This window comes from Nonomuraea terrae (assembly GCF_044465245.1).
In the GTDB taxonomy this organism is placed as follows: domain Bacteria; phylum Actinomycetota; class Actinomycetes; order Streptosporangiales; family Streptosporangiaceae; genus Nonomuraea; species Nonomuraea terrae.
The window spans coordinates 293,456-311,683 of record NZ_JBITLL010000007.1 but is presented as its reverse complement, the minus strand read 5'-3'; the positions used below and the strand labels follow the sequence as shown (position 1 = coordinate 311,683).

At 72.9% G+C, this 18,228-nt stretch carries 19 protein-coding genes; 12 read left to right on the top strand and 7 right to left on the bottom strand.

The window, feature by feature from the left end:
- Positions 1–37 precede the first annotated feature (37 nt).
- From ACIBP6_RS35490 to ACIBP6_RS35480, 3 genes are read right to left on the bottom strand one after another with little or no spacing between them, the layout of a single operon-like run.
- Positions 38–1,564 (bottom strand): amidohydrolase family protein, encoded by a 1,527-nt coding sequence (locus ACIBP6_RS35490; RefSeq protein WP_397058181.1) that lies wholly within the window; start codon positions 1,562–1,564, stop codon positions 38–40.
- A gap of 8 nt (positions 1,565–1,572) precedes the next feature.
- Positions 1,573–5,208 carry a DUF4153 domain-containing protein gene (locus ACIBP6_RS35485; RefSeq protein WP_397058180.1) on the bottom strand — a complete coding sequence of 1,212 codons (3,636 nt, stop codon included), beginning with the start codon at positions 5,206–5,208 and terminating at the stop codon, positions 1,573–1,575.
- A complete protein-coding gene (locus ACIBP6_RS35480) occupies positions 5,205–5,888 on the bottom strand; it encodes a response regulator transcription factor (RefSeq protein WP_397058179.1) in 684 nt (227 codons plus the stop codon). Before ACIBP6_RS35480 ends, ACIBP6_RS35485 begins: the two co-directional genes overlap by 4 nt.
- A gap of 72 nt (positions 5,889–5,960) precedes the next feature.
- Between ACIBP6_RS35480 and ACIBP6_RS35475 the strand changes: the two genes are divergently transcribed.
- The 3 genes from ACIBP6_RS35475 to ACIBP6_RS35465 all read left to right on the top strand — a co-directional run bounded on the left by ACIBP6_RS35475 (position 5,961) and on the right by ACIBP6_RS35465 (position 8,231).
- Positions 5,961–6,815: an arylamine N-acetyltransferase gene (locus tag ACIBP6_RS35475; RefSeq protein ID WP_397058178.1), complete on the top strand. Its 855-nt coding sequence runs from the start codon at positions 5,961–5,963 to the stop codon at positions 6,813–6,815.
- 39 nt (positions 6,816–6,854) lie between these two features.
- Positions 6,855–7,916: a protein kinase domain-containing protein gene (locus tag ACIBP6_RS35470; RefSeq protein ID WP_397058177.1), complete on the top strand. Its 1,062-nt coding sequence runs from the start codon at positions 6,855–6,857 to the stop codon at positions 7,914–7,916.
- A 123-nt stretch (positions 7,917–8,039) separates the two neighbouring features.
- A complete protein-coding gene (locus ACIBP6_RS35465) occupies positions 8,040–8,231 on the top strand; it encodes a hypothetical protein (RefSeq protein ID WP_397058176.1) in 192 nt (63 codons plus the stop codon).
- Positions 8,232–8,255: 24 nt separating this feature from the next.
- Here ACIBP6_RS35465 and ACIBP6_RS35460 read toward each other — a convergent pair whose 3' ends face one another.
- Both ACIBP6_RS35460 and ACIBP6_RS35455 read right to left on the bottom strand, forming a co-directional pair.
- Positions 8,256–8,576, bottom strand: coding sequence for a DUF3817 domain-containing protein (locus tag ACIBP6_RS35460; protein WP_132621837.1), 321 nt, complete (start codon positions 8,574–8,576; stop codon positions 8,256–8,258).
- A 3-nt stretch (positions 8,577–8,579) separates the two neighbouring features.
- On the bottom strand, positions 8,580–9,365 hold the full coding sequence (locus ACIBP6_RS35455) for an SURF1 family protein (protein ID WP_397058175.1): 786 nt from the start codon (positions 9,363–9,365) through the stop codon (positions 8,580–8,582).
- Positions 9,366–9,501: 136 nt separating this feature from the next.
- Here ACIBP6_RS35455 and ACIBP6_RS35450 point away from each other — a divergent pair, with 136 nt between their 5' ends.
- A complete protein-coding gene (locus ACIBP6_RS35450; protein WP_165970145.1) occupies positions 9,502–9,678 on the top strand; it encodes a hypothetical protein in 177 nt (58 codons plus the stop codon).
- 159 nt (positions 9,679–9,837) lie between these two features.
- Here the strand turns inward: ACIBP6_RS35450 and ggt are convergent, their stop codons facing one another.
- Positions 9,838–11,574 carry a gamma-glutamyltransferase gene (gene ggt, locus ACIBP6_RS35445; RefSeq protein ID WP_397058174.1) on the bottom strand — a complete coding sequence of 579 codons (1,737 nt, stop codon included), beginning with the start codon at positions 11,572–11,574 and terminating at the stop codon, positions 9,838–9,840.
- A gap of 95 nt (positions 11,575–11,669) precedes the next feature.
- Between ggt and ACIBP6_RS35440 the strand changes: the two genes are divergently transcribed.
- Both ACIBP6_RS35440 and ACIBP6_RS35435 read left to right on the top strand, forming a co-directional pair.
- Positions 11,670–12,779, top strand: coding sequence for a sensor histidine kinase (locus tag ACIBP6_RS35440; RefSeq protein WP_397058173.1), 1,110 nt, complete (start codon positions 11,670–11,672; stop codon positions 12,777–12,779).
- Positions 12,776–13,423 (top strand): response regulator, encoded by a 648-nt coding sequence (locus ACIBP6_RS35435; protein WP_132621831.1) that lies wholly within the window; start codon positions 12,776–12,778, stop codon positions 13,421–13,423. Before ACIBP6_RS35440 ends, ACIBP6_RS35435 begins: the two co-directional genes overlap by 4 nt.
- Here the strand turns inward: ACIBP6_RS35435 and ACIBP6_RS35430 are convergent.
- Positions 13,404–14,840, bottom strand: coding sequence for an FAD-dependent monooxygenase (locus tag ACIBP6_RS35430; RefSeq protein ID WP_397058172.1), 1,437 nt, complete (start codon positions 14,838–14,840; stop codon positions 13,404–13,406). The genes ACIBP6_RS35435 and ACIBP6_RS35430 overlap by 20 nt on opposite strands.
- Positions 14,841–14,891: 51 nt before the next feature.
- On the opposite strand from ACIBP6_RS35430, the gene ACIBP6_RS35425 reads away from it, so the two are divergent.
- From ACIBP6_RS35425 to ACIBP6_RS35400, 6 genes are all read left to right on the top strand, one after another.
- A complete protein-coding gene (locus ACIBP6_RS35425) occupies positions 14,892–15,095 on the top strand; it encodes a helix-turn-helix domain-containing protein (protein ID WP_397058171.1) in 204 nt (67 codons plus the stop codon).
- A 10-nt stretch (positions 15,096–15,105) separates the two neighbouring features.
- Positions 15,106–15,558: a Clp protease N-terminal domain-containing protein gene (locus ACIBP6_RS35420; RefSeq protein WP_397058170.1), complete on the top strand. Its 453-nt coding sequence runs from the start codon at positions 15,106–15,108 to the stop codon at positions 15,556–15,558.
- Positions 15,559–15,604: 46 nt separating this feature from the next.
- Positions 15,605–16,369, top strand: a complete 765-nt coding sequence (locus ACIBP6_RS35415) for a class I SAM-dependent methyltransferase (RefSeq protein ID WP_397058169.1) — start codon at positions 15,605–15,607, stop codon at positions 16,367–16,369.
- Complete coding sequence (locus tag ACIBP6_RS35410) at positions 16,353–16,724, top strand: VOC family protein (RefSeq protein ID WP_132621823.1); 372 nt, start codon at positions 16,353–16,355, stop codon at positions 16,722–16,724. The genes ACIBP6_RS35415 and ACIBP6_RS35410 overlap by 17 nt, the downstream gene beginning before the upstream one ends.
- Positions 16,725–16,858: 134 nt before the next feature.
- On the top strand, positions 16,859–17,140 hold the full coding sequence (locus tag ACIBP6_RS35405) for an SHOCT domain-containing protein (RefSeq protein WP_397058168.1): 282 nt from the start codon (positions 16,859–16,861) through the stop codon (positions 17,138–17,140).
- Between the two features lie 62 nt (positions 17,141–17,202).
- Positions 17,203–18,147, top strand: coding sequence for an urease accessory protein UreH domain-containing protein (locus ACIBP6_RS35400; RefSeq protein ID WP_397058167.1), 945 nt, complete (start codon positions 17,203–17,205; stop codon positions 18,145–18,147).
- Positions 18,148–18,228 lie beyond the last annotated feature (81 nt).

Sequence of the window (18,228 nt, the reverse complement as noted above, 5' to 3'; positions counted from 1 at the left end):
CCCGACCCTATCTCCTGAATCCCGTGACTCTGGTGTGTCACGGCCGTAGCGCGCGCCCGGGCGTGGCCCCCGTGAGCTCGCCGCCGGCCAGCACCGGCACCCCGGAGACGAGCACGTCGTCCACACCGTCGGCCGGCGTGCGCGGGGCCTCGTACGTGGCCCGGTCGCCCACCATGGCCGGGTCGAACACCACCACGTCGGCCGCGAACCCGCGCCGCAGCAGCCCCCGGTCCGCCAGCCCGAACCGGCGCGCCGGGTGGCCGGCCAGGTGCACGACGGCCTGCTCCCACGTCCAGTCGCCGAGCTCCCTGACGTGCCGGCCGAGGAACCGGGCGAACGCCCCGAACCCGCGCGGATGCGGATGGCCGCCCACGTAGATGCCGTCGGAGCCGCCGGTCTGGGACGGGTGGCGCAGCATGCGGCGTACGGACTCCTCGCCTTTCGGGCCCTCGTCGGGGCGGGCGGAGACGACGCCCGCCTCCAGCCGTGTCTCCGTCAGGAGGCGGCGGCAGAACTCGGCCGGCGTCGCCCCGGCCCGCTCGGCCGCCGCGACCATGGTCAGCCCCTCGGCCCACTCCAGGCCGGGCGCGTGCGAGACGGTCAGCCGGGGCCAGACGTCGTCGAGCGTCGGCCACCAGGCGTCCAGCTCGGGCGAGGCGATCATCTCCAGGGCCCGGCCCGGCTCGGCCCCCGGCACCTCCGGCGGCAGCACGACCATGGCCAGGATCGTGTTGCCGCGCAGGTAGGGATAGGTGTCGAAGGTGAGGTCCACGTCCTGGCCGAGCGCCCGCTCGACCAGCGGCAGCAGCACGTCGGCCGGGCCGTGCAGGTGGGAGACGTGCATGGCGGCGCCGGAGCGCCGGGCGATGTCCACCACCTCGGCCATCCCGATCCCGGCGCGGGGGCCGTAGGCCCGCATGTGGGTGACGTACGGGAGGCCGCCCAAAGGGGCGCACAGGGCGGCCAGCTCCTCGGCGGAGGCGTAGCGGCCCGGGAGGTACTCGAGCCCGCTCGACAGGCCGACGGCGCCCTCCGACAGCCCGCGTTCGACGTGGCGGAGCATCCTCGCCAGGTCGTCGCGCGAGGCCGGCTCGGGCGAGGGGCCCATGACGTCGTAGCGGATGGTGCCGTGCGGCAGCAGGTACGCGGTGTTCACGGCGACGGCCTTGTCGTAGCCGCCGAGCAACTCGCCGACGGTCAGCGGCCCCACGGTGAGCGCCCCGTTGACGGCGGCGAAGTAGCGCGAGACGTAGGCCACGGTCTCGGCCGAGCCGGGCGCGAAGGAGAGCCCGTCCTGGCCGAGCACGAACGTGGTCACTCCCTGCCGCAGCGCCGCCCGCTGCACGGCCGGGTCGAACACGGCGGCGTCGCCGTGGGCGTGGCAGTCGACGAAGCCGGGGGCGACGAGGCGTCCGGTGGCGTCGATCACGGTCTCCGCCGCGGCGCCGGCGAGCCGGCCGACGACCTCTATGCGCTCTCCCGTGATCGCCACGTCCGCCCGGTACGGCGGGGCGCCCGTGCCGTCGAGCACCCGGCCGCCGCTGATGACTACGTCGAAGCTCACCCCTGGATTCAACCAGAGCCGCGCGAGAACGCCGGGGGGCAGTCCGCGGTGGAGCGGATCGGGTGCTTCGCCAGCAGGTCGCGGGCCTGGGAACGGGCCAGGTTCCAGCCGTTCCACGGGTCGGGGCGGTCGAGGTCGTTGGCCGCGACCACGTCGGCCAGCACGCAGCTGCGCTGCGGCTCCGGCAGCCGGTCGAGCGCCGGGACGGCCTCCGCGCCGAGGTCGCCCAGGTAGTCGGAGTCCATCTTGGTGACGCCGCGCACGTCGACCTGCGACTGCGCGACCCGCAGGTCGGGGTTGACGATCGCGAACGCGCCCAGCGCCAGCCCGGTGACCAGGACGACCGTACGGGGCAGCCGGCCGGAGCCGCGGCCGGCCAGCCGCGCCGCGCCCGCCACCATCACCAGCGTGAACAGCGCGCCGAGCCACCACACCGTCGCCTCCACCGACAGCCGCAGCCGGGACAGGCCGTAGGCGTCGGTGTAGAGGTTCATCCGGTGCAGCGCCGAGGCCAGCACCACCATCGTCAGCCCGCACAGCACGCCGAGCAGCCCGGCCAGCACCCAGCGTTCACGCCGCTCAACCTTGAGCAGCCCGGCGGCCACCGCCACGATGCCGAGCACGAACACGCTGACCACGACGAGCTGGAAGAACCCCTGCCTGGCGTACTCGGCGTAGGTCAGGCCCGCCGTGCGCAGCACCAGGGTGTCGCCGCCGAACAGCGCCGTGATCTGCACCGCGACGAACGCGGCGAACAGCAGGTTCACCGCCGTCAGCGGCAGCAGCCAGATGCTCCTGCTGACGGCGAACTTCGTCCCGGGCCCCACGGGGTCGGCCACCGGCCGCAGCGCGACCAGCACCACGGCGGCCAGCAGCACCCCGAAGAGCACGAACAGGAAGATCCGCAGGGGTGCGGAGTCCGCCCAGTCCGGCGTGGTGGTCAGCCACTTCACGTACGAGGCGAACACCGCGTCCGCCGAGGCGAACAGCAGCCCGAACACCGCCAGCAGCACCGCCGTGATGCCCAGCGCGGCCACCGTCGGCAGCACGCGCCGCCGGTTCGTCAGCTTCTTCACCGGCCCGGCCAGGAACCACGGCACCGGCCCCAGCGCGAGCAGGACGGAGGCGCCACCCCTGATCACGCCGAGCCAGCCGGCCCCGGCTCCCGACACCGCCAGTGCGCCCAGCCCGGCCCCCGCCACGAGCAGGATCGCGACCAGCCAGTCGGCGTCACGCACCGCCGCCATGGAGATCAGCCCGTACGCCGTGAGCCCGAACGCGACCGTCCACGGCGTCATCCGGCGCGTCACCGCGGGCAGCGCCCCCGCGCCCAGCACCATCGCGACCAGCACGAGCCCCAGCCCGGCCTGCGCGTCCGGCAACGCCACGGCCGCGAACGCCCCGGCCCCCGCCGCCGCCGGCAACAACCACCGCGGCGCGTCGGGCACCTCGGGCCGCGGCAGCAGCGGCGGCGGCACATACGCCGGCGGCTGCCCAGGCCCGCCCCCCTGCCCGCCGGGATACGGCCCGCCCCCCTGCCCGGGATACGACCCCCGCCCGGAATACGAACCCACCTGACCGGCGTGCGAACCCACCTGACCTGGGTGCGAACCCACCTGACCTGGGTGCGATCCCACCTGACCGGCGTGCGAACCCACCTGTCTTGGATGCGGCCCCACCTGACCTGGGTGCGAACCCACCTGACCGGCGTGCGAACCCACCTGACCTGGGTGCGAACCCACCCGACCTGGGTGCGAACCCACCCGACCTGGGTGCGATCCCACCTGACCGGGATACGGCCCGGCCGCCTCGTACGTGGCGGTCGCCGCCCGACGCCATGACCCGGCCCCCACGGCGGCCCCGACGCCGCCCATCAGCGCGACGCACAACACCAGCGTGACCAGCGCCGCCTCATCCCCGACGGTCACACTGACGAACACCGCCGCGAACATCCCGACGAGGAACCCGAGCAGCAACCCGACGACCCCGCCCCCGACCATCCGCAGGAACCCGCCACCAGGCGCCGCCCCACCGGCCGGCTGTCCACCGCCGTTCCCCGCACCACCAACCCCCGCGGGGACACCGGTGGAGCCCGCATCGGTACGGCCGTCGTCACTGAGGCGGCCGCCGGCCCCAGCCACCCCCGTGAGGGTTGTGTCGCCAGTGGTGTCACCACCGGCCCGCCGACCGACGCGCCCCCCATCGGAGTGGTGGCTGTCCCTGGGGTGGTCGGGGGTGGACGGATCGACGGCCGCGCTGGCGGCGAGGCGGCCTCCGGCATCCGCGTCACCGCCGGTCGCGGTGGCCAAGGCAGGCGCGGTGGCGATCGGTTCGGGCTCGGCGGCGAACCGCTCGGAGGTGGACGGGCCGGCAGTGGACGGGCCGGCAGTGGACGGGCCGGCAGTGGACGGGCCGGCAGTGGACGGGCCGGCGGCGGGCTTCGCGGCGCCGGCGCCCTCGCGGGCTACGGCAGTACGCTCCTGCGCCCCCATGCCGACCCCGGACGACGTGAGCACGCCTCTCGTCTCGTCATGCGTGCCGACCCCGGACGACGTGAGCACGCCTCTCGTCTCGTCGCTCGTGACGATCCCGGACGGCGTGGGCACGCCTTCCGTCTCGTCCCCCGTGTTCGGTACCAATGGCACGTCGGCCACAGTCGTCCTCCCTGGTAAGTCCACGACCATGCGGCATCCCGCACAGTCGTCGATGCGGATGGATCCCCCGTGCAGTTCGACGATCTCCTTCACGATCGCCAGCCCCAGCCCGGCGCCCCCGGCGTCGGCCGCCCGCCCGGCGTCCAGGCGGGAGAAGCGTTCGAACACCCGCCCCCGCGCCTCGGCCGGGATCCCCGGACCCGAGTCGGCGACGACGAGACGGATCCCGTCCCCCTCGGCGGAGCCGCCCACGGTCACCGAGCCACCCGGCGGGCTGTGACGTACGGCGTTGTCGAGCAGGTTGGACAGGACCTGCGCGAGCAGGTCGGGGTCGGCGCGCACCACGAGGTCGTCCGGGACCGCCGCCTGGATGACGACGTCCTCGCGCGCCAGCGACGCCTCCAGCACCGCCTGCTCCACCAGTGCCGCCGGCTCGACGTCCTCGGCCTCGATCAGCCGCGTCCCCGAGTCCAGCCGCGACAGGTCGAGCAACTGGGCGACGAGCCGGCCGAGGCGCTCGGTCTGGGCGAGCGCGGTGCGCATGGTGACGGGGTCCGCGGCGGAGACGCCGTCCACGACGTTCTCCAGGATGGCGCGCAACCCGGTGATGGGCGTGCGCAGCTCGTGGCTGACGTTCGCGACCAGCTCGCGCCGCTGCCGGTCCACCTCGCCGAGGTCGGCCGCCATCGCGTTGAACGCCCTGGCCAGCTCCCCCACCTCGTCCCTGGACGTGGCCCGCACGCGCAGGGTGTAGCTGCCCTTGGCGATGGTCTGGGCGGCGCGGGCCATCTCCCGCAGCGGCTTGGTCATGCCCATGGCCAGCACCTGCACCATGATCAGCGCCAGCACCACGGCGACCGCGATGCGCACCTCCCGCGACAGGCCGGAGTTGATGCCGACCTCGTTCACCACGAACGCGGTCGCCACGGCGAGCACGATGACGATGCCGAGCTTGACCTTGATCCGGCCGAGGAAGTCGAGTGGTCTCATCGCCGCACCAGCGCGTAGCCGACGCCGTGCACCGTCCGCACCACGTCGGGGCCGAGCTTGCGGCGCAGCGCCCTGACGTGGCTGTCGACGGTCCTGGTCGCCGCCGCCTCGGAGAAGCCCCAGACGTCCGACAGCAGCCGGCCGCGCTCGAAGACCTGCCCGGGACGCTCGGCCAGGCGGCGCAGCAGGTCGAACTCGGTACGGGTGAGCTGCGCCTCCGCGCCCCGCACGAACACCCGCCGGGCCGCGGTGTCGATCTCGACCTCGCCGACCCTGATCACGGTGTCCTCGGCGGCGAGCTGGACCGCCCGCTCCACCCGGCGCAGCAGCGCGTGGATCCTGGCCACCAGCTCCCGCATGCTGAACGGCTTGGCCAGGTAGTCGTCGGCCCCGACGCCGAGGCCCACGAGCACGTCGGTCTCGTCGCCGAGCGCGGTCAGCATGAGCACGGGCACCGGCCGGGCCGCCTGCATCCGGCGGCAGACCTCCAGTCCGTCGAGCCCGGGCAGCAGCCGGTCGAGGATCACCAGGTCCGGTTCCCCTCTGGCGTACTGGACGAGGGCGTCCTGCCCGTCGCCCGCCACTCTGACGTCGAAGCCCTCGGCGGCCAGCCGGTTCCGCACGGCCAGCGCGATGGTCTCGTCGTCCTCGACCACGAGGATGCGTCGCTGCTCAAGCACGAACGAAAGCCTAGAAGCGTGCCGTGCAGACGACACTCCTAAATGTGTGCACAAACCGTGCAGACTGTGGTGGTGAACACCCCCGCATACCTTCGCCGTCTCGGTCTGCCCGAGCTCCTTCACGCCCCCGTCACCGCGGAGTCCCTGCGGGCTCTCCACTCCGCACACGTCGAGAAGGTCGCGTACGAGGTCCTGGAGATCTGGCTGGGCCGCCCGACCACGGTCGATCCGGTCGAGTCGGCCGGGCGCATCGTCCGGGGCCGCGGCGGCTACTGCTACCACCTCAACGGCGCCTTCTCCGAGCTGCTCACGACCCTTGGCTACGACGTGACCCGGCACGTGGCGGGCGTCCAGTTACGGGGCGGCGAGCCCGGCATCAACGGCAACCACCTGGTGCTCACCGCGCGCGGCCTGCCGTCCGCCGCCAACCCCGGCGGGGAGTGGCTGGTCGACGTCGGGCTCGGCGACGCCCTGCACGAGCCGCTCCCCCTGGTGCCGGGGACGTACCGGCAGGGGCCCTTCACCTACGGGCTGCGGCCGTCGGAGGTGGCGCCGGGCGGCTGGCGGTTCGATCATGATCCGAGCGGTTCGTTCGAGGGCATGGACTTCGGCATGGAGCCAACGGGGATGTCGGCGTTCGCGGAGATGCACCGGCACCTGACCACGTCGCCGACGTCGGGGTTCGTCCGGATCGCCACGACCCAGCGGCGCGACGCGTACGGCGTGGACATCCTGCGCGGGCTCCTGCTGACCCGCGTCGGCAACGGCAAGCAGTCCGTCACGCTCCACTCCGCGCACGACTATTACGCGGCCCTGGCCGACATCTTCCTGCTGCCGCTGGAGGACGTGACGCCCGGGGAGAAGGACAAGCTGTGGCGCAAGCTCAGCGAGGCCCACGAGGGCTGGCTCGCCGCGGGCTCCCCCTGATGGATTCGCCCGCGTTCGTAGCGCTATCGTCGCCTCGACATGGCTGAGACCAGGAAGCTGCATGGTCGTTACCGGCTGCTGAACCCCCTCGGCGCGTCCGTCCGCCTGGCCTTCGACGAGGCTGAGCACCGCGACGTCGCGGTCAGGGAGCTGCGGGTGCTCCCCGAACTGCGCGAGGCCGCGGTGGACGAGGCGCGCCGCGCCGCCGCGCTGCGGCACCCCTTCGCGGTGCCGGTGCTCGACGTGCTGGTCGATGAGGGCACGCCGTGGCTGATCATGGAGTTCGCCTCAGGGGTGTCCCTGGAGCAGGCCGTACGCGCGCGGCGCCCGCTGCCCGTCGCGCAGGCGGCCAGGGCCGGCGTGTGCGTGCTGGCCGCGCTGACGGCCGCGCACGAGGCGGGCATCGTGCACGGACGGGTGGATCCGGGCAAGGTGCTGCTCACGCCGACAGGGCGGGCGCTGCTCACCGGGTTCGGCTCGCCCAGCCTGAGCGTGCTGCCCTCCGCCGACCTGTGGTCGCTGGCCGCCACACTGCACTTCGCGGTCGAGGGCCGTCCTCCCGGCCAGGTGCCCGCCGCGGGCGCCGACCCGCTCAGGTCGCTGATCAGGGCGATGCTGCACCCGTCGGGGCCGCCGCCGGTGGAGGTGGTGCGCGAGACGCTCGACCGGCTGGCCGTGGACCGGTCGCTGGACGCGGTCGTCGCGGCCTCGGGCCCGCTGCCGCCCGCCCACGTCGCGGCGATCGGGCTGGGCGTGCTCGACGGGCTGGCGGCGGCCGGGTTCCACGGCGGGGTGCAGCCGGGCAACGTCTTCCTCGACGCGGACGGCCGGGCGCGGCTGCTGCCGCTGCTTCACACGGGAACGTTCCCGGCGTACACCGCTCCGGAGGCCGCCGCGACCCCGGCCGCCGACCTGTGGTCGCTGGGAGCCACTCTCCACACCGCCGTGGAGGGCGCGCCGCCCGCCCCCGGCGCGACGCTCACCAGGGCGGGCGTGCTCGGCCCCGTGCTGCTGCGGCTGCTGTCGGGGGATCCGTCGCGGCGTCCGACGCCGGCCGAGCTGCGCAGGGAGCTACGCGCGATCGCCGGCGAGCCCGTCTGACCGACCGGCGAGAATTGAGATACATCGCGAAAAGGAACCCGGGGGTGGGTTCACACGTTGGACTTGAGACGCAGAATGTGAGAGAGGCGGGGCGTGCGCTCCGCGTTCGGAGGAAGTTAGAGGATGTCGCCAGTCCAGAAGTACGCCATCGGCGCAGGCGCCGCGGTCCTGCTCTCGCTGATCTTCCTTCCAGGGTGGCTCACCCTCCTGGTGGTCCTCGGCGTGGTCGCCGCCCCCGTGATCGGCTATCTGATGCTCGACCCGTCGCAGCGCGAGCGGCTCAAGCGGGCCCGCAGGCGCGGCATCGGCCACTGAACCCGGGTGGCGGGGGCCTGAACGTCAGGCCTCCGCCGCGGCCTGTCCCGCCGTGGCCGTCCCCACCCGCCGGGTCACCCGCCGCTCGACGTAGAACGACAGGAACGGCACCGTGCCGCCCAGCATCACGCCCAGCATGTACGGCCACGCCCAGCGCGCCTTCATGCCCAGGTTCATGACGGCAACCAGGTAGAGCATGTAGAGGCCGCCGTGGATGGGCGCGACCACCTTCGACAACGAGGGCTCGCCGAAGCCGTAACGCAGCACCATGCCCACGCAGAGCACGAGCAGCATGCAGCCGACCACATACGCGAGCACCCGGAAGGGCTTGAGAGCCGATTCCACCGTTCAACCTTCCAGAACCATCTCGGGGGAGGACTTGCCGCGCTCTCGATCCGCTCGCACGGCGTCGCGTACGAAGTGGAACCACATGAAGACGGCGAATCCCGCGAAAATCCACCAATTGGCGGCGTAAGCCAGGTTACGCCAGGTCAGCGTGCCTCCGACCACCGGCGGGGCGGCCTTCACCTGCGTGAGCGAGCCCGAGGGCGGCTGCGCGACCACGAATCCGGTGCGCACCTTCTGCCCCACCCACAGGTTGACCAGCTCACCGGTCGAGACCGTCTGCACCTGGCCGGCGGGCAGGCCCTCCGCGCGCCGCTGAACGCTGTCGGTGCCCTGCTGCGGCCGCAGCCGGCCGGCCACCGTGACCCTGCCCTGCGGCACGTCGGCCACGGCGGGGTCGTCGGCCGTGGCCGTCCAGCCGCGTACGACCGGTATGAGCGTGCCGTCGTCGAGCCGGATCGGCGTGAGCACCCAGTAGCCGTGGTCGCGCGAGACGTTGCCGCCCGGCGCGTCGACGTCGGCCCGCCGGTCGGCGACCAGCAGCTGGCGGCCGGCTTCGTACACGCCCTGGGCGGTGACCTTGCGGCCCACGACGGGGCCGGTCATCTGGGCGCCCACCGGGGCCAGCGACGCGACCGGGACGGGCGCCGGGTCGGTGGCGGCGTGCGGCTTGCCAGAATCCTGGAAGACGCCGAGCTGCCAGCGCCCGAGCAGGATGAACGCGACGAGGACCCCGATGGTCAGCAGGTGCAGCCCCAGCAGCCGGGGTGAGAGCAGGGTCCTCAGCATGTCTCAAAACTATCCGGCGGGGGGCGTGGTCCCGTCATCAACCCGTGCCGGGGCTCCGCGGTACGGCAAAGGTTGTGCCCTGTGGATCCCGCCAAACAGTGCAAACTTCGCAAGCGATCACGCTAGGCTGCTGGCCATGTCTGACCAGCACATCGACCCGGCGGGCAACACCCAGGCTTTCCGCGCGTTCGCGAACGCGCGCGAGCAGGAGTCCGCCGCGGCCAAGCCCAAGAAGTCGCCCCTCCTGCCCATCCTCGCGGTCGTCCTCGGCATCGCGATCGTCGGCGTCGTCGCCTTCCTGCTGCTGCAGTAGTCGCCTCCGACTGAAGTCACCCGCCGCGGGGGCCGTGGCGGGTTTCCGTCGTTCCCGGACACACCGGGCGAACGCCGTGGCCTCGCCGTCGAGGTGTCGAAGCTGGATGAGTGAGCGCCCTGCTCGGCGGGGCGGCCCGCCGGGCAGGGCGACACGGGGTCATCCGCGGGAGGAGACGACCATCGCGCTGCCGCCGCCGCGGCGGGTGGGTTCGGCGACGGCCTGGACGCGGTCGCGGCTCAGGAATTCCAGGGCCGTGGCGGCGCCGATCTCCGGGTTCGAGGTGAAGCTGTGCCCCTTGGCCTCCAGCTCGGCCCGGTACCTGTCCAGGAACGCCGGCTCGGCCTGCGTCTGCGCGGTGTTGCGCTGGGTGGCGCGCGGCGCGGCCAGGGCCTCGGGCAGGCTCATGCCCCACTCGTACCGGTTGAGCAGGATCTGCAGCACGGTCGTGATGATGGTCGAGCCGCCGGGCGAGCCGACCGCCAGCACAGGACGCCCCTTCTCGAACACCAGCGTCGGCGCCATCGACGAGCGCGGGCGCTTGCCGGGCCCGGGCAGGTTCGGGTCACCGGGGGCCGGGCCGAACGTGAAGTCGGTCAGCTCGTTGTTGAGCAGCACGCCGCGGCCGGGCACCACGATGCCGTTGCCGCCGGTGGACTCGATCGTCAGGTTGTAGGCGATCACGTTGCCCCAGCGGTCGGCGACGACGAGGTGCGTGGTCTCCGGGCCCTCCTTCGCGACCGGCGTCGCGGTGCCGCCGGGCTCGGCGCACGGCCCGTACGAGCCGTCGGGGCTGCCGGGAGCGGCCGGGTGGGGCATGGCGCGCTCGTCGATCAGGCAGGCGCGTTCCTTGGCGAAGCCGTCGGACAGCAGCTCGTCCAGCGGCACGCCGGGGATGTCGCCGACGTACTGGCCGCGGTCGGCGTAGGCCAGCCTGGACGCCTCCAGGTATTCGTGCAGGCCCACCTCGGGCAGCGCCTCCATGATGTTGAGCGCCTCGCTGACCGTGGAGCCGCCGGACGAGGGCGGCGCCATGCCGTACACGTCGAGGTTCTTGTACGACACCTTCGTGGGCTCGCGCAGCAGGGCGCGGTAGTCGCGCAGGTCGGACAGCTCCATCAGGCCCGGCCGCACGTTGCGGGTGCTGCCGGCGGTGACCGGCGGCCGCTTGACCGTGGCCACGACCTCCTTGCCGAGCTGCCCGCCGTACAACCATTCGGGGCCGCGCCTGCCCAGCTCCCGGTACGTGGCCGCGAGCTCGGGGTTCCTGAACACCGAGCCGACCCGCGGCGGGGCTCCGTTCGGCAGGTAGAGCTCGGCCGTGGAGGTGAAGTCCTTGAAACGGTCGGCGTTGGCGGCCGTCTGGTCGTGGAACGTCTGGTCCACGACGAAGCCCCTGGAGGCCACCTCGACGGCCGGCTGGAGCGCCTGCCTGAGCGAGAGCGTGCCGAACCTGCGCAGGGCCACGTCCCAGTTGGCGACCGTGCCGGGCACGCCCGCCGACAGCCCGCTGGTGACGCCCTCCTCGAACGGGACGCCCTCGAACGCGGTCGGCCCCATCGCCTTGGGCGCGGTCTCGCGGCCGTCGATGGTGAAGACTTTACGCTTGCGCGCGTCGTAGTAGACCATGAAGCCGCCGCCGGCCAGGCCCGCCGAGTACGGCTCGGTGACGCCGAGCACCGCGCCCGCCGCGACGGCCGCGTCCACGGCGTTGCCGCCTCTCTTGAGCACGGCGATGGCCGCCTTGCTGGCCTCCAGGTCGACGGTGGCGACGGCGCCGCCGTACCCCTCGGCGACCGGTGTCTTCCGTGGCGGGTCGGCCGACGCGGGTGGCGCGTGCAGGAGAGAGACGGCGAGGACTGCTGCTGCTGCTGCGGGAAAGATCACACGGCGCATGTTGTCCACAATGACGCAGATACGCCCATCGCGGTAGTGCTCCGTCACACGCTGGGATGATGCGCGGGGCACGGTGCTGGCCTACGTTGGTGCTCGTGCGCAGGACGTTCGACCCTTATCTCGCCCTCATCGTGGCGGCGGTCACGATGGTGACCTCCAGGGGCGCTGCGTGGGGCCAGCCGGACCGCGTGCCGCCCGACGCCTACGCCTACGCGCTGCTGCTGGTCGGGCCGGTCGCGGTGCTGCTCAGCAGGCGCTTCCCGCTGCTCACCACGGCCGCCGCGCTGGGCGCCTGCGACCTGTACCTGATCGCCGGATACCCCTACGGGCCGTGCTTCTTCAGCCCCGCCGTGCTGCTGTTCCTGCTGGTCGCGCGGGGCCGCAGGCTGGTGGCGTGGAGCATGGCGGGGCTGACGCTGGTGTCGTTCCTGAGTTACGCCTGGCTGGTCGGCAACCGCGACTTCTTCCACAACGTGTGGATCCTCACCTCCATCATGCTGCTGATGGTCCTGGCCGAGCTGGTCAGGATCGTCAAGGAGCGCCGGGCCGAGCGCGAGCGCACCGCCGAGGAGGAGGCCAGGCGGCAGGCCAGCGAGGAACGGCTGACCATGGCGCAGGAGCTGCACGACGTGCTGGCCCACAACATCTCCCTCATCCACGTGCAGGCCTCCACCGGGCTGCACCTCATCGACGCCAACCCCGAGCAGGCCAGGACCGCGCTGGCCACCATCAAGACGGCCTCCAAGGAGGTGCTCGGCGAGATGCGCTCGGTGCTGAACGTCCTGCGCGAAGGCGCCCCCCGCTCCCCCACCGCCGGGCTCGACCGGCTCGACGAGCTGGTCGAGCGCTCGGGGCTCACGGTGACGCTCAAACGGGTCGGCTCCCGGCCGCTGCCGTCGCAGGTGGAGCGGGCGGCGTACCGGATCGTGCAGGAGTCGCTCACCAACGCCGCCCGGCACGCGCCCGGCGCCGATGTGGGCGTGCGCCTGGAATACGCCGATAAGGAGCTGGTCGTACGGGTCACCGACACCGGCGCCACGACACCACCCGCGCCGTCGGAGTCGTTGTCGGAGTCGGGCAGCGGCAACGGCATCCCCGGCATGCGCGAACGCGCCGCCGCGCTCGGCGGAACGCTGGTCGCCGGCCCGTCAGGGCCCGGCTTCCAGGTCGAGGCTCGGTTCCCCCTACCCGAGGAGACCTCATGATCAAGGTGCTGCTGGCCGACGACCAGGCGCTGGTACGGGCGGGCTTCAAGGCGCTGCTCGACGCCCAGCCCGACATGACCGTGGTCGCCGAGGCGTCCGACGGCGCACAGGCCGTGCGGCTGGCGGCCGAGCATCAGCCCGACGTCGTGCTGATGGACATCCGCATGCCCGGCACCGACGGCCTGACCGCCACCCGGCAGATGCCGCCGGGGCCGCACATCATCATCCTGACGACGTTCGAGCTGGACGAGTACGTCTTCGAGGCGCTGCGCGGCGGCGCCAGCGGCTTCCTGGTCAAGGACACCGAGCCGGCCGAGCTGATCCAGGCCGTGCGGGTGGTGGCGGCCGGGGAGGCGCTGCTGTCGCCGAGCGTGACCCGCCGTCTCATCGCCGAGTACGCCTCCCGCGCCAAGGAGCCGGTCGCCGCCGACGGCCTCGACCAGCTCACCGAGCGCGAACGCGAGGTGCTCTCCCTCGTCGGCACCGGCATGACGAACGACGAGATCGCCGCGAAGCTCTTCATGTCGCCCGCCACCGCCAAGACCCACGTGAGCCGGGCCATGATGAAGCTGCACGCCCGCGACCGCGCCCAGCTGGTCGTCATCGCCTACGAGTCGGGCCTGGTCAAGCCGGGCTGGCTGTGACCGTCGCGCCGAACCAGCGTTCGGCCGCCTCCTCGATGCCGTCCGCGCCCCACCAGGCCACGTAGCCGTCGGGGCGGATCAGGAGCGCGTCCGCGGGCGGGTCGTCGCGGCGGGCCCGGATCACCTCCATCCAGTCGTCCCCCGCCCAGCGCTCCCCCAGAGTGCCGCCGGTGAGGTCGAGCAGCACGGGCCGGCCCTCGCACAGCGCCCCGCGCGCCAGTTCCGCCAGGCCCGGATCGGTGAGGAACCGGCCGGCAGGTTCCGTGCCGGTGTCGTACCGGATGCCGGAGTCGTGCAGCAGTGTGGCCAGGTGGCGGGCGGGCTGCTCGAAGGCGAACACCTCGGCGAGCAGGTCGCGCAGCGCGGCGCCGTCCTCGCCCTCCGCGCCGTCGATGGCCGCCTGCGCGCGAGTCTGCATGAGCGTGCGCTCGCCGACCGGCCGGCGTTCGGACTCGTACGTGTCGAGCAGCGCGTCCGGCACCCGCCCGCGCAGCCTGGCGGCCAGTTTCCAGCCCAGGTTGACCGCGTCCGTCATGCCGACGTTGAGCGCCGACCCGCCCGCCGGGAACAGGTGGGCGGCGTCACCCGCGAGGAACACCCGCCCGGCCCGGTACCGCTCGGCGAGTCTGGCCTGCGCGGCCGTGCTCGACAACCAGATCGGCTCGTCGAGCGGCATGTCGGCGCCGAGCACGCGGCGGACGGCGGCGCGGAAGTCCTCCGGCGTCACGGTGTCGCCGGTGACGCCGCCCCGCTCCCGCACGGCGGCGACGAGCACGCCCTCGTGCAGCGAGTTGAACAGCACACGGCCGTTCGGCCGCCGGGTCCAGCCCGGCTCGAGGCCTGCCTCCTCCAGGGACTCGAACACCTTCATGTCGGCCTTGAAGTGGCCGATCAGCATCCTCTCCTCGTCGGTGGTTCCGAGGAAGGCGATCCCTGCCTGCTCGCGCACGAGACTCCCGGCGCCGTCGCAGCCGACCGCGTACCGGGCCCGTATCCGCCCGTCGCCGACGTCGAGCGTCACTCCTTCCTCGTCCTGGGAGAGCGAGCGGACCTCGCACCCTCGTCTGACCTCGACCCCGAGCTCCCGCGCCCGCTCGGCCAGCAGCCGCTCCAGCCGCGGCTGCTGGATCAGCAGCAGCCGCAGCGGGCTGTCCTCGATCCCGCCGAGCCACAGCGGCACCGACCCGAACGGGAACCCCGGTGCCCGGCCGACGAACGGGCCGGCCTCGGCGAACCGCTCCAGCAGCCCTCTGTGATCCAGTAAGTCGACGATCTGCCCGGCCAGCCCGTTGGCCTTGGGCAGCTCGCTCGGCTCGGGTCTCTTGTCCAGCACGACCGGGCGGGCTCCGGCCAGGCTCAGCTCGCACGCGAGCATCAGCCCGACCGGTCCCGCCCCCACGATCAGCACATCCTCCATGCCTGTCAGGCTAGATTGACAAATCCGCCGTTGTCAATCTAGCCTGACACCGTGGACGTAACAGAGCTGTCCGAGCGGATCCGCGCCAACGACCCGGCCATGGGGCTGCGGGCGGTCGGCGCGCTGCACCGGCTGGCCGAGCAGGTCGAGGCGCTGTCCGTGGCGCTGGCCAGGGAGCAGGGGTGGACCTGGGAGCAGATCGGCGACGCGCTCGGCATGTCACGGCAGTCGGTACACGCCAAATACGGAAAATGAGGGCGAGGCGATGTTCGGCAAGGAGAAGAACCCGCTGGCAGTCGTGATCAAGGCCTCCTTCGAGGAGGCCCGGCTGCGCGGCGACCGCCGCATGGGCACCGAGCACCTGCTGCTCGGCCTGCTCCACCACGCCGAGTCCGCGCAGGCGCTCGGCGTCGACCTGGCCGCCGCCCGCGCGGCGCTCGAAGACCTCGACCGCGCGGCGCTGCGCATGCTGGGCCTGGAGGTCGGCGACCTGCCCGGCACCCCCCGCAAGCACCCACGGGTGCCCGACACGGCGCTCACGTCGAGCGCCCGCTCCGTGCTCAACCAGGCCGTCAAGGCCACGACCATGAAGACCAGACACGAGGTGCCGCGCCACCTGGCGCTGATCCTCCTGGAGCAGCCCCCGCCCGACCCCGTCGCGCAGCTCGTCGACCAGCTCGGCATCGACCGGACGACGGTACGCAGCCGCATCCGATGAGGAAATTTGGTTGTCTGCGGAGGTCGTCCACTGCCAAGGTCATAACATGCGGCGCTCGTATGACGACCTCGTCCAGGAGGCCAACACGGTGTCCGTGGCGGGCTGGGACTTCTCCTGGCTCGACGGCCGGGCCAGCGAGGAACGCCCTTCGTGGGGTTACGCCCGGCTGCTGGGCGAGCGGATGGCCGGGGCGCGGGCGGCGCTCGACGTGCAGACCGGCGGCGGCGAGATCCTGGCCGGCGTGCCCGCGCTGCCGCCCGTCACTGTGGCCACCGAATCGTGGCCGCCCAACCTGGCGCTGGCCGCCGCCCGGCTGCGGCCGCGCGGCGCCTGGGTGGTGGCCGACGACGACGAGCCGCGCCTGCCGTTCCGCGACGCGTCCTTCGACCTGGTGACCAGCCGCCACCCGGTCGAGACGTGGTGGGAGGAGATCGCCCGCGTGCTGCGGCCCGGCGGGTCGTACTTCTCCCAGCAGGTGGGGCCGCGCAGCGTGGCCGAGCTGACCGAGTTCTTCATCGGCCCGTACGACGGCACCGCCCGCGACCCCGAGGAGGCCAGGAAGGCCGCGCAGGCAGCCGGGCTCGAAGTCGTCGACCTGCGGTTCGAGCGGTTGCGCATGGAGTTCCGCGACGTCGGGGCGGTGATCTACTTCCTGCGCAAGGTGATCTGGATCGTGCCGGGGTTCTCCGTCGAGCGCTACGCCGAGCGGCTGCGCGAGCTGCACCAGCTGATCGAGTCGGAGGGGCCGTTCGTGGCCCACTCCTCCCGTTTCCTGGTCGAGGCGAGGAGGCCCGATGGCGAGACTGCATGACGTGGTGATCGACTGCCGGCATCCGGCCTCGCTGGCCAGGTTCTGGGCGCAGGCGCTGGACGGCTACGCCGTGGCGCCGTACGACGAGGAGGAGCTGACGCGGCTGCGCGCGAAGGGCGTCCTCGACCCGGAGGACGACCCGACGGTGCTGGTCGACGGCGGGCTGCCGCGGTTGTGGTTCCAGCGGGTGCCGGAACGCAAGGTGCACAAGAACCGGCTCCACCTCGACCTGCGCGCCGACGACCTCGACTCCGAGATCGACCGCCTGCTCGGCCTGGGCGCCCGGCTGATCACCACGTTCGACGACTGGGTCGTCATGATCGACCCCGAGGGCAACGAGTTCTGCCTGGCGTGACCCCCGTACGCCCGTCGTCGTAGGGCGGCAGGGGCCTGGGCACTCCCTGCGGCGGATCGGGGAACGGGACCGGGGTGCGATTCGGGGTGGGCTTCTTCGGCGGAGTCTGGAGGCATACGCCGAAGGAGGAGAAGATGCACACGATCGCACAGATGGCGCCGCACTGGGGCGCCGGGGGTTTCACGCCGGTCTTCCCGATCATCTGGGGGCTGGCCTGGGTCGCCGTCATCGCGCTCGCCGTCACCGGCCGGCGCAGAGGCTGGTGGGGGCCGCGACGCCCGGCCGCCGCCACCGCGTCCCCGCCGTCGCCGACCGCGTCGGCGGAGCAGATCCTCGCCGAGCGGTACGCCCGCGGCGAGATGAGCGACGACGAGTACATGGAGCGGATGTCCGTCCTCAAGGGCGGTTCATCCTAAACCTCACGAAATTGTTACTGGCCGCATCCATGGCGTCGCGTTACGTTGCGTATACCGACGTCATGGAGAGTGGGGACGGACATGAGCGTCAGCTTCCGCGGCCGGTACACCGCCGAGCTCCTCGCCCGGCCCTGAGCGCGCAGGCCGCCGCCCTGCTCGCCGGCGGCGTCGCGGCCGGTCTGCTGGCCGGCACCGCCACGTGCACCGCGACGCAGGGCGGCCTGCTCATGGGCCTCGTGGACGACCGCCGGGCGACGGTGGGCTGGTTCCTCGCGGGCCGGCTCGTCTCGCACACCGCGGTGGGGGCGCTGCTCGGCCTGCTCGGCTCGGCCGTCAGCCTGCCGCCGCAGGCCCGGGCGGTGCTGCTGGTCACGGCCGGGCTCACGATCGTCGGCTTCGCGGTACGGCTGTGGCGGCGCGGCCCTGACCGCTGCGCGCCCGAGCCCCGCACGCGCCGTGCGTACAAGGCTCCGCTGCTGGGGGCGGCCACCATCCTGGTGCCCTGCGGGGTGACGCTGAGCATGGAGATGATCGCGATCTCCAGTGGATCGCCGCTGGCGGGGGCCGCGGCGATGGCGGGGTTCGTGCTCGGCACCGCACCCGCCTTCGCGCTGCTCGGCTGGGTGCTGCGGCGCGTCTCGCGCACCAGGCTGGCCCGGCTGGCCGGGGTGGTGGCGATCGCCGCCGGCCTGTGGACCGCGGCGGCGGGCGTCAGCCTCGGCGGCTGGCTCACCGCACCCGCGCCGGCCGCGGCGGGGCCGCCGCAACCGACCGTCACCGTCTGGGCGACCCGCGACGGCTACCGCCCGTCCATGGTGAACGCGCCGGCGGGCGTGCCCGTCGAGGTGGTCTTCAAGGTCGCCGAGCCCGGCTGCACCGGCACGGTGTCCATCGACGGGCGCGACGTGGCGCTGCCGGCCGTCGTACGGCTGCCGCCGCAACCGCCCGGCTCCCTGCGGTACGTCTGCGGCATGGGCATGTACGCGGGATTCATCATGTTCTCGTGACGGCTCGCTGGACGCGGGCGAGGATGTCAAGTGTCGGCCATTACGGTGGGCAACCGGGCGATCACGTGCCACTCTGTCGCC